Source organism: Longimicrobium sp. (assembly GCF_036387355.1).
GTDB lineage: Bacteria > Gemmatimonadota > Gemmatimonadetes > Longimicrobiales > Longimicrobiaceae > Longimicrobium.
Genome location: NZ_DASVTX010000520.1, coordinates 1 through 9,713 on the forward strand (window position 1 = coordinate 1; position 9,713 = coordinate 9,713).

Genomic DNA, 9,713 nt, shown 5'->3' on the forward strand with positions numbered 1-9,713 from the left:
CTCCCCGGGGCCATGCGGGACGACGTGCGCTTCCTGGCGCCCGGGCAGGACACCCTCCGCGGGCGGACGGCCGCGGCGGCGTGGCTGGCGGGCGCGCCCGTCGGCGCGCTGCGCCTGCGGTGGACGCCGGTGCAGGGCGGCGTGTCCGCGGACGGGCGGACCGGCTACACCTTCGGCGCCGCCGCCGGCCCCCGGGCGGACGGCACGGAACTGCACTGGCGATACATCTCCTTCTGGCGCCGGCAGCCGGACGGCGGGTGGCGCATCGAGGCCCACATGGGCACCTCCGCCCAGGGTGCCGCCGCCGCCGCGCCCCAGGGCTGGCCCACGCTCGAGCGGGGGATCCCCGCCGGAACCCCGTCTCCCCGCGGCGCCGCGGAGCGCGAGGCCGTCATGCAGGCGGACCGCGACTTCGCGGCGATGTCCATGGCGCGCACGCCGCGCGAGGCGTTCGAGGCGTTCGCCGCGCCGTGGGGCGCGCTGGCGAGCGGCCCGGAATACGGCCCGGCGCAGATCGGCCAGGGGTTCAGCCGCCCTTCCGTCATCGAGTGGGGCCCCGTGATGGGCGAGGCGGCCGGCAGCGGCGACCTGGGCTATACCATCGGCCTCGCCAAATTCACCTTCACGCGGCCGGACGGCACGCCGGGCACCGCGTACAGCAAGTACCTCAGCGTCTGGCAGCGCCAGGCGGACGGCTCGTGGCGCTACGTGGTGGACGGCGGCAACCCCCGCCCGGCGCCCGCCGGCTGACCGCGGTCCGAAGCTGACGCAGGCGCCTGCCCCGCAACAAGTTCCGCCGGCCCCGCGCGAAACCCGCGGGGCCGCGGCTTCGTACGATGGCCCCGCGGCTTGCGTGGGGCTGGCCCGCGAGTGAAATTCCGGGCGCCTGCCCGCTTTCCCCACCTCCCTCCCGCATGAACGGAGTTCGGCCATGGGCCTCTGGGATTTCGTCAAGACTGAACTGATCGACATCGTCGAGTGGCTCGACAGCACCGGCAACACCATGGTGCACCGGTTCGAGCGCCACGACAACGAGATCAAGAACGGCGCGCAGCTCATCGTTCGCCCCGGCCAGGCCGCCGTGTTCGTGGACCAGGGGCAGATCGCGGACGTGTTCCAGCCCGGCCGCTACGAGCTCAAGACCGAGAACCTCCCCCTGCTCAGCACGCTGCAGGGGTGGAAGTACGGCTTCAACTCGCCGTTCAAGGCCGAGGTCTACTTCGTGAGCACCAAGGTGTTCACCGACCTCAAGTGGGGCACCAAGAACCCCATCATGCTCCGCGACCCGGAGTTCGGGCCGGTGCGGCTGCGGGCGTTCGGCACCTACGCCATCCGCGTGAGCGAGCCGGGCAAGTTCATCGCGCAGATCGTGGGCACCAACGGCGTGTTCACGGTCGACGGCATCAGCGACCAGATCCGCAACTTCATCGTCTCGCGCTTTACCGAGGCGCTGGGCGAGGGCAAGATCCCCGCGCTGGACCTGGCCGCCAACTACTCGGAGCTGGGGCAGGCCGTGCAGACGGTCATCAGCCCGGAGGTGGCGGGATACGGGCTTGAGGTCACCACCTTCCTGGTGGAAAACATCTCCCTGCCGGAAGAGGTGGAAAAGGCGCTGGACAAGCGCACCAGCATGGGGGTGATCGGCAACCTGGGCGCATACACCCAGTTCCAGGCCGCCAACGCCATCGAGGCCGCGGCCAGCAACCCCGGCGGCGGGGCGGGCGAGGGAATGGGGCTGGGGATGGGCTTCGCCATGGCGCAGCAGATGGCCAACGCCATGGGCGGCGGGGCGCACGCCGCGCCCGCGGGCGGGCCGCCCCCGCTTCCCGGTGCCGCGCAGTTCTACGTCGCCATGGACGGCAAGCAGGCCGGCCCGTTTGGCCCGGACGTGCTGCGCGGCCACGCCAGCGGCGGCCAGCTTACCCGCGACACGCTGGTTTGGAAGCAGGGGATGGAGGGGTGGAAGCCCGCGGGCGAAGTGGCGGAGCTGCAGCCCCTGTTCGGCGCCGCGCCGCCGCCGCTGCCGCCCATGTAGCCGCCCCGGATGGATGGAAAAGGGCTCCCCCGCGGGAGCCCTTTTCCGTTGCCTGCCGGACCGGTGCCGGCGCGTCCGTCCCCCGGAAGCGGCAACGCACGGGTTTTGCACTGGGGGCGGGCATACCCGGCAGTACGAGCAAACCAGGACGACAGGTGGACGAAGATGGCACGGGAGACCGGACGCGTAGAGCGCTTCATGGACGACAAGGGATTCGGCTTCATCAAGCCGGATAGCGGCGGCAAGGACGTCTTTGTCCACCACTCGGCGATCCAGGGGAGCGGATTCAAGACGCTCGCGCAGGGCGCGCGGGTGGAGTTCGACCTGGTGCAGGACCCGAAGGGCCCGCGCGCCGAGAACGTCGCCACCATCGACGGCTGACGCCCTCCCCACAACGGCGGCGCGCCGGCTGGCCCTGGGGCCGCCGGCGCGCGGCCGTTGCGGGGATGATGATCGGCAGGGATGACGAAACGGCCGGAAGCCACGTGGCTTCCGGCCGTTCGGACGTCCATCTCGCGGCGGGTCAGAGCCGCGGATACTTTTCGTGGTCCACCGTGTACGCATCGCGCGCGCCGGGGCGGGCCTCGGGGGTGTTCTCGCCGATCTGGTCCTGCTTGCCCTCGCGCTCCAGGTCGATGCGCTGCTGGTGCGTCATGTTGCCCTGCGCTTCCTGGCGCTGCTTGCTCGCGCCGGTGGTCGCGCCGATTTCGCTGGCGCTCTTGCCCTCCTCGCGGGCATCGCGCGCGGCCTGCCGCTTCTGGTCCTCGTTGCCTTCCATCTTCTTGGCCATCAGCCCCTCCGTGGTGCGTACCCCGGTTGCGTGGGCGGGGGTGCGGGCGCAAACCCCATACCGCCGCAACCGCCCGTGACGCCCGTCCACCCTTGCCCCGCCACCCCGGACGATGCCGCCGGGGTCGCCGCCCTGCTCGCCGAACTGGGCTACCCCGCCACGCCGGAAGAGGCGCGCCAGCGGCTGGCCCGCATCCACACCGCTGCGGATTACCACACCGTCGTGGCGGAAGCGGACGGCGTGGTGCTGGGGTTCGTGGGGCTGCAGCGGGGGTGGGGATACGAGCACGACCGGCCGTTCGTGCGCGTGCTGGCGCTCGTGGTGCACGCGGGGGCGCGCGGGCGGGGCATCGGCGCGCGGCTGATGTCTGCCGCGGACGCCTGGGCCCGCGCGGGGAACGCGCACGCCCTGCACCTTACCACCTCGCTGCACCGCGAGGAGGCGCACCGGTTCTACGAGGGGCTGGGCTTCAGCCGCAACGGATGGCGCTACGCCCGCCCGCTCGGCTGACGCGGCTCAGGTGGTGCCGATCAGAAAGGTGATGCCGCCCGCCATGAACAGAATGGCGCCCAGCACGCGCAGGGAGGCGGCGCCCGCTTCCGGGTCTTCGGCGCGGCGCCACACGGCGCGGCTCAGGGGCTGGTCTGCCATGATCAGGGCCATTCCGGCCAGCAGAACGACGAGTCCAACAAGGGCGGGCATTGCGGAAACTCCGGGATGGGGGAAGGCGGGGGATGGGTGCACCGGTTGCGGACGCCCATTGATACACTCGCGCCGCGCCGGGAGCAAGGGTCATATTTCCCATGCGCCTGCCGGGGAACAGATGACGCGCGGGACGCAAACGGAAGCGGCCCTCCCCGGGTGGGGAGGGCCGCTCTTCAATCCGCCCGATGACGTCCGTGATCCGGGGGCGGGCAGCCCCGAACCGGACTGGGGGGCTAGTAGTAGCAGGACTGCACAGTGCTGTAGCCGGACTCGGTGCCGTCGGGAAACACGCTTTTGACCACGTATCCCCGCGGCCAGAACATCCCCTCGCACCCGGACTGGGTGAATGACCGGCTGTAATCCGTGTAGGACGTCGCCGTCGTGGTCGTAAGATACGTCATCTGCTGCTGCGGCCACATTCCGAAGATGGGGTCGTACACGTTCACGTAGTCAAGGTAGTACACCTTGTACGACACCGCGTCCTGCATGGCCGGCCACGTGTTCACGGGCGTGTTCCCGCTCAGCGTGCCGGTGACCGCAGGGCCGGGTCCTCCGGGAAACAGGTACCGCAGTGCGACCCGGTCATAGTAGCTGAACCCCGTCCACGAGTGCAGGATCGCGTTCATCACCGAGGGCGCGTCGCCCTGCGCCGAGGTGGGGGTACCCGGAATCTGCACGGCACCCGGCCCCACCACTTCCGAGCCGCAGTTCACCAGCTGTCCGCTGCTGTTGTAGCACTTGCGGTTCGCCCAATCAGTGTGGCGCAGGCCCATCACATGGCCGAATTCGTGAACAATGGTTGAAAGGGCGTCGTAGTACGATGCGTCCTGGATCTTGATGGTCGCGCCCGGGGCCGTGGTGCTGGAGGGGAAATCGGCGCAGGCCACCACCGTAGTGCTGTTGGGGTCACACACGCCGAACGTGATGGTGATGTCGGGCCCCACGTACGGGTCCGAGTGCTTCGCCAGCAGCACGTTGGCCCCGGGGGCGGAACTCCAGACCTGCATGGCCTGTTCGATTCCGGCGGCCCAGCGCGAGTTCACCGCCTCGACCGCGGTGTAATCCACGCGCAGGTCCGATACGATCAGCTTGTTGTAGGTGCGGTACTGAAACGATGGGCCACCCTTGCGAAGCAGCGACTTGGGGATGAACACGTCGCCTTCCACCAGGTACCGGTCACCCATGTCCCGCGCCGAACCGGGGTCAAACCCCAGCCGGCCCAGTGCCTGCGCGTCAGATGGACCGTTGTCGGCGGAGGCCCGCACCGCCGTGGGTGCGTCGCTGCACGCCGCTGCCGCGGCCAGCAGAACGACGCAGGCAATTCCCGAAACTCGCATGGTTTCCTCCGGGGGAGAAAATGGGGACGGGAGCGTTGGATCGTCGCGCCCGGTTGCGCTATCATACTTTTAAGTGTCATGAAAGGCAAGTATCAGATTCTGCACGCGTAGCCACTGTGCTTCCGTGCACGCAAACGGCCCCCTCCCGCGCGGGGAGGGGGCCGTTCTGGCGCGTGTTGCCGGCGAACGCCGATCAGGTCGTCGGCAGCACGGTCTGGTACTTGGTGTTGATCTGCGCCGCGAAGTAGTTGGCGATGATCACGTGCGCCGACGTGGACGGGTGCACGCCGTCGAACGAAAAGAGCGAGCCGAAGAAGTTGGGCTCACCCGTGGCGCCGGTGACCGGGCACGACAGCGCCACGGCCGACTGGAACTGCGCCGGGGTGGTGGCCGTCGCCAGGTCCTGGCACTTGCGCACGAAGGTGTACCGGCCGCTGGTGCGGCGGCTGCGGTAGTCCTCCAGCAGCACGTTGGGGTCTACGTACAGCCAGCCGCGGGCGTCCGCCACCGCCTTGATGGCCGCGTTGAACGCGTTTACCCGCGCGGTCACGATCCCCTGCTCGGCCACGTCCAGCAGGAACGCGCCGCGGCGGGGGTCGCCCACCGGGTACGCGTTGGGGTCGCAGTTGATTTCCGTAAACCCGGCGGCCGTCACCATCTGGAACGAGACCAGGTTGGCCGACAGCGGGTTGGGCTGGCCCAGGTTGTTCACCGGCGAGCAGTTGGCGTTCACCGTGCGGCCCTGGAACGCGCCCCCCGTGGTGCTGGCCGCCAGGTAGAAGTACGCGCCCGGCTGCACGATGGGCGCCGCCCGGATCGCGTTCACCACGCCCACCAGCATCACGCCCTTGGGGGTGATGCTGGCGATGGAGTCGGCCAGCGACGACAGGTCCGCCTGAAACTTGTTCAGCGGGGTCAGAGAGCTGTCCGCGCCCGCCGTGAGCGGGCCCAGAATGCCGCCCACCGTGGCCTCCAGCGCGTCGTTGTTGCCGATCCACACCGACACGAAGCTGGGCTTGTTGTCCAGCATGTGGCGCACCTGCGTGCGCTCGCCCAGCAGCAGAATGTGCAGGCGGGCCACGTCACCCGAGGGGAAGCGGAGCAGGTCCCTCAGCCGCTCGCCCGGAACGCCCACGTTCTGAATGAAGCGCGGATTGTTGGTCCGCACGCAGGTGTCGGCCGTGCCGATGCGGCCGGTGGCGCCCAGCGGCGCCGCGAACGGACGCGGGCAGCCGGGAAACTGCACCAGCGGCGACGTGAACTCGGCGTTGGCCTTGTTGGCCAGCAGTACCGGGTACGCACGCAGCTGCAGCGTGTCGTAGATGCCGCCCGACTGGTAGCCGGCGGTAATGGAGTTGCCCAGCGACATGTAGCGCTGGAACAGCGCGCCGCCGGTGGCCGGCTCCACGGGCTGCAGCAGCTCTTCCCCGTCGCCCACGCACGCGCCCAGCAGCACCATGCCGGCCAGCGCCGCGGCGCGCAGCACGGTACTCCGCGATCTCTTCTTCATGCGATCTCCTTGCAGCATTGCCGTTCAGGGGTACTGGATGCGTGTGTCTCAGGGCTGCCGCATGCCGCCGAAGCGGTACGCCAGCGTGAAGTTGAAGACCATGCCCTCGGCCTCGTAGATGCCGGCGGTGGGCCCGCCCGGGATCAGGGCGCCGCGGCGGTCCGGCTGGTTGATGTACTGGCCCGACAGGTCGAAGCTGAGCGCGTTGTTCATGCGGTAGCCCAGCCCCAGGCTGTAGTAGTTGCGCTCGCCTTCCGGCAGGAAGGGCGTGGCGCGCGGCGTGGCGGCCTCGTTCCAGCGGAAGCCGGCGCGCACCATGAGCGCGTCGGTGGCCTGGTACTCGGCGCCGAAGCGCAGGGTGTTGGCGTCGTTGTAGTTCAGCCGCAGCGTGTCGGACGTGGCGGTCTCGAAGTTGACCGGGAACGCGTCAAAGCTGGACCAGAAGGTACGCTGGTAGTCCAGCGCCAGGCCCAGCCGCGAGGTGGCGCGGCTGCCGATGCCCACCACCAGCATGGCCGGAAACTCGATCTCCGAGCTCACGCCCTGGTCGGCCGGGAACTGCGCGGCCAGGGCGCCGTTCACCAGCGGGTTGCCGGTGTCGATCTGGGTGAAGTCGGCGTCGCCGTCGATGTCGACCTTGGCCGAGCCCAGGTAGCGGGCCGCAAGCCAGGTGCGCTCTTCCAGGCGCAGCATGCCGCCCACGTGGTACGTCCACGCGGTCCCGTCGCCCTTGAGGTTCACGTCCGCCACTTCGGTGTTGCCCAGCCCCAGCGCCGCGGGGCCGAACTGGCGGCGGTTCACCTCGATGCTGCCCATCACGTAGTCCACGCCCACGCCCACCGAGAAGCGGTCCGGAACCACCTGGAACGCCACGGTCGGCTGGATGTACAGCCCCTTGAGGTCGTTGTCGTAGCCGGTAAAGCGGCCCTCGAAGTTGGTGGTGCCGCAGCGCGGGGTTTCCGCCGGGCACGCGTCCCACTTGAGGCCCAGGCCGTACGGCGCCAGGGCGGCGATGCCCACGGCCGTGCGGTCGTTCAGGCGGTAGTTCAGCGATGCCTGGGGCACCAGCTTGATCTCCGGCTCGCGGTCCACCGACGTCTCGCCGGTGGCGGGCACCATTCCGGGGTCGTACCGGAAGGTGTTGCTGCTGCGCACCACCGCCACGCCCAGGTTGAACGCGGACGGGGTCATCGCCATGGCGGCCGGGCTGAAGAACACCGTGGAGCCGTCGTCGCAGGGCAGCGCCACACCGGCGCTCACGCGGCCGGCAAGGCAGGCGCTCTGCTGGTCTACGCTGGAACCCTGCGCCTGCAGGGGGTTGCCGACGGCCACGCACGCGGCAACGGCGGCGCTGGCGATGGCCAGACTTCGTCTCATACGAGTCTCCTGGGGGTAGTGGTAGCGATCCGGACGGGCCGCGCCCGGCTGCCGGTAGCGGTTTCGCTGCTTGTTGGGCTTGATCTGCGGGAAGGTGTGCGCGACGCGTGAGGATAGCGCGTTCCCGGTGTGCTCGTCAAGCAAAAACGCCCGCCGCCCGCTGAAAAATGAGCTGAGCGGCGCTCAGTTCATCCGCCCCGGCCCGTGAGCGCCACGGCCAGCGTTCCCAGGGCGTTGGCCACCGCCACGGCGTTGGCGGCGATGAAGATGCGGTTCTTGAGGCGCAGGCTGTACACCAGGAACAGGGTGCTCGCCAGCGTCTGCGCTCCGAAGAACCAGGGGTCGATCCCCGCGGGCCCGTCGGTGAGCGCGCGGATGAAGGTGTAGGTGAGCGACCCGGCCAGGATCAGGCACGCCGCCCATCCCACCATTTTTACCCAGCCCCGGTCCGAGGCCCGTCTCGTAGGTGGCATCAGCCGATCTGTCTGCTCAGAGGTTCCATGCCCGTTCGGGCCGGGCACCCCTTGCAGGCCCCGCGCCGCTGGAACCGTTCGTGCGATTCCGGCGCCCCCGCTGGTCCACTTCCCACGCTCTGGACGAATCACCATGCAGCAGGTCACCCTGGGCCGCACCGGCCGTCGCGTCGCGCGCGTCGGGCTGGGCGGAATGCCGCTTCCCATCGCCGGCCGGCCGGACCGGGCGCAGGCACTGGCCGTCCTTCGCCGCGCCGTGGAACTGGGCGTGACGCTGGTGGACACGGCGGACGTGTACTGCCTGGGCGAAGACGACATCGGCCACAACGAGGCGCTGGTGGCCGAGGCGCTGGACGGCGCGGGCCGCCCCGACGACGTGGTGGTGGCCACCAAGGGCGGCCTGGCGCGCCCCGGCGGCCGGTGGGAGCCGGACGGCCGCCCGGAGCACCTGCGCCGCGCCTGCGAGCACTCGCTGCGCATGCTGGGCACGGACCGCATTGACCTGTACCAGCTGCACGCCCCCGACCCCGCGGTGCCCTTTGCCGACAGCGTGGGCGAGATCGCCCGGCTGCGCGAGGAGGGCAAGGTGCGCGCGGTCGGCCTGTCAAACGTTTCACTCCTGCAACTGCGCACAGCGGAGGGGATCGTCCCCGTTACTTCGGTGCAGAACCGGTTCAATCCGTGGGACCGCTCGGCGGAGCTGGACGGGCTGATTCACCACTGCGGGCAGCACGCCATCACCTTTCTTCCCTACAGCCCCGTGGGTGGCGGGCGGCGGGTACAGCTGCTGCGGGAAAGCGAGGAGCTGCTGCGCATAGGCGGGGAGCACGGGGCCACGCCGGAGGAGCTGGTGCTGGCGTGGATCCTGGGCGTTTCCCCCTCCATCGTCATCATTCCCGGCGCCAGCCGCGAGGCGAGCATCGAGAGCAGCGTGCGCGCCGAGGCGCTGCGGCTGGAGGAGCGGACGCGCCGCGAGCTGGAGGAGGCGTTTCGCGCGCTCCCGGCCTGACCCGCCGGCCCCCGCGGACGGAGCGCGCTTGCCAGTTCGGCGGCGGGGGCGCTACCATTGGGGACATTGTCCCTCGTCCGCCCGGCGGCGCCGGGCTCCTTCCTCCCGTGAGCCTTCCCATGAAGACCATCCTTGCGGCGGCCTGCGCGGCCGTCATGCTGGCAGCCGCGCCCGCCCATGCGCAGGACCCCACCGGCCGTCCGCTGGTGCAGACGCTGCTGGACACCGCGAGCACCAAGCTGGCCGAGTCCAACTTCGCCCCCGCCGGCGAGGCGAACTTTGTCACCATCGCCAACGGCGCGAGCACCGAACTGCGCATGCAGGTGGAGGCGGGGAAGGGCTACGTGATCATGGGCGTGTGCGACGAAAGCTGCAGCGACCTGGATCTGTTCGTGCTCACGGCCGCCGGCGCCACGGTGGGCCAGGACGTGGAAGAGGACGATGCGCCGCTGGTGACGTACGCGCCCACGGCCAACA

At 70.1% G+C, this 9,713-nt stretch carries 11 protein-coding genes and 1 pseudogene; 6 read left to right on the forward strand and 6 right to left on the reverse strand.

What is annotated here, in order from left to right:
• From VF665_RS22500 to VF665_RS22510, 3 genes are all read left to right on the forward strand, one after another.
• Positions 1-750 (forward strand): DUF4440 domain-containing protein (locus VF665_RS22500; protein ID WP_331055722.1); only part of this gene is annotated, 750 nt, incomplete at its 5' end.
• A gap of 181 nt (positions 751-931) precedes the next feature.
• Positions 932-2,035, forward strand: coding sequence for an SPFH domain-containing protein (locus VF665_RS22505; protein ID WP_331055723.1), 1,104 nt, complete (start codon positions 932-934; stop codon positions 2,033-2,035).
• 165 nt (positions 2,036-2,200) lie between these two features.
• Positions 2,201-2,416, forward strand: a complete 216-nt coding sequence (locus tag VF665_RS22510) for a cold-shock protein (RefSeq protein ID WP_331055724.1) — start codon at positions 2,201-2,203, stop codon at positions 2,414-2,416.
• Between the two features lie 142 nt (positions 2,417-2,558).
• On the opposite strand, the gene VF665_RS22515 is transcribed toward VF665_RS22510, so the two are convergent.
• On the reverse strand, positions 2,559-2,825 hold the full coding sequence (locus VF665_RS22515) for a hypothetical protein (protein ID WP_331055725.1): 267 nt from the start codon (positions 2,823-2,825) through the stop codon (positions 2,559-2,561).
• Between the two features lie 75 nt (positions 2,826-2,900).
• Here VF665_RS22515 and VF665_RS22520 point away from each other — a divergent pair, with 75 nt between their 5' ends.
• Complete coding sequence (locus VF665_RS22520; RefSeq protein ID WP_331055726.1) at positions 2,901-3,335, forward strand: GNAT family N-acetyltransferase; 435 nt, start codon at positions 2,901-2,903, stop codon at positions 3,333-3,335.
• Between the two features lie 6 nt (positions 3,336-3,341).
• On the opposite strand, the gene VF665_RS22525 is transcribed toward VF665_RS22520, so the two are convergent.
• The 5 genes from VF665_RS22525 to VF665_RS22545 all read right to left on the reverse strand — a co-directional run bounded on the left by VF665_RS22525 (position 3,342) and on the right by VF665_RS22545 (position 8,227).
• On the reverse strand, positions 3,342-3,527 hold the full coding sequence (locus tag VF665_RS22525) for a hypothetical protein (protein ID WP_331055727.1): 186 nt from the start codon (positions 3,525-3,527) through the stop codon (positions 3,342-3,344).
• A gap of 236 nt (positions 3,528-3,763) precedes the next feature.
• Complete coding sequence (locus tag VF665_RS22530; protein WP_331055728.1) at positions 3,764-4,867, reverse strand: M57 family metalloprotease; 1,104 nt, start codon at positions 4,865-4,867, stop codon at positions 3,764-3,766.
• Positions 4,868-5,060: 193 nt separating this feature from the next.
• Positions 5,061-6,377 carry a hypothetical protein gene (locus VF665_RS22535; RefSeq protein ID WP_331055729.1) on the reverse strand — a complete coding sequence of 439 codons (1,317 nt, stop codon included), beginning with the start codon at positions 6,375-6,377 and terminating at the stop codon, positions 5,061-5,063.
• Positions 6,378-6,425: 48 nt separating this feature from the next.
• Entirely contained in the window at positions 6,426-7,754 is a 1,329-nt protein-coding gene (locus tag VF665_RS22540; protein WP_331055730.1) for an OmpP1/FadL family transporter, read from the reverse strand.
• 188 nt (positions 7,755-7,942) lie between these two features.
• Positions 7,943-8,227 (reverse strand): hypothetical protein, encoded by a 285-nt coding sequence (locus VF665_RS22545; RefSeq protein WP_331055731.1) that lies wholly within the window; start codon positions 8,225-8,227, stop codon positions 7,943-7,945.
• Between the two features lie 133 nt (positions 8,228-8,360).
• On the opposite strand from VF665_RS22545, the gene VF665_RS22550 reads away from it, so the two are divergent.
• Both VF665_RS22550 and VF665_RS22555 read left to right on the forward strand, forming a co-directional pair.
• The gene (locus VF665_RS22550; RefSeq protein ID WP_331055732.1) at positions 8,361-9,236 is read left to right on the forward strand and encodes an aldo/keto reductase; all 876 of its coding nucleotides are present in this window, start codon (positions 8,361-8,363) and stop codon (positions 9,234-9,236) included.
• Between the two features lie 119 nt (positions 9,237-9,355).
• Positions 9,356-9,713, forward strand: a pseudogene (locus VF665_RS22555) (hypothetical protein); the annotation flags it as partial.

Coding starts and splice junctions, on each gene's coding strand:
- VF665_RS22505 (WP_331055723.1), top strand. CDS start 932: ATGGGCCTCTGGGATTTCGTCAAGACTGAACTGATCGACATCGTCGAG.
- VF665_RS22510 (WP_331055724.1), top strand. CDS start 2,201: ATGGCACGGGAGACCGGACGCGTAGAGCGCTTCATGGACGACAAGGGA.
- VF665_RS22515 (WP_331055725.1), bottom strand. CDS start 2,825: ATGGCCAAGAAGATGGAAGGCAACGAGGACCAGAAGCGGCAGGCCGCG.
- VF665_RS22525 (WP_331055727.1), bottom strand. CDS start 3,527: ATGCCCGCCCTTGTTGGACTCGTCGTTCTGCTGGCCGGAATGGCCCTG.
- VF665_RS22530 (WP_331055728.1), bottom strand. CDS start 4,867: ATGCGAGTTTCGGGAATTGCCTGCGTCGTTCTGCTGGCCGCGGCAGCG.
- VF665_RS22535 (WP_331055729.1), bottom strand. CDS start 6,377: ATGAAGAAGAGATCGCGGAGTACCGTGCTGCGCGCCGCGGCGCTGGCC.
- VF665_RS22540 (WP_331055730.1), bottom strand. CDS start 7,754: ATGAGACGAAGTCTGGCCATCGCCAGCGCCGCCGTTGCCGCGTGCGTG.
- VF665_RS22545 (WP_331055731.1), bottom strand. CDS start 8,227: ATGCCACCTACGAGACGGGCCTCGGACCGGGGCTGGGTAAAAATGGTG.
- VF665_RS22550 (WP_331055732.1), top strand. CDS start 8,361: ATGCAGCAGGTCACCCTGGGCCGCACCGGCCGTCGCGTCGCGCGCGTC.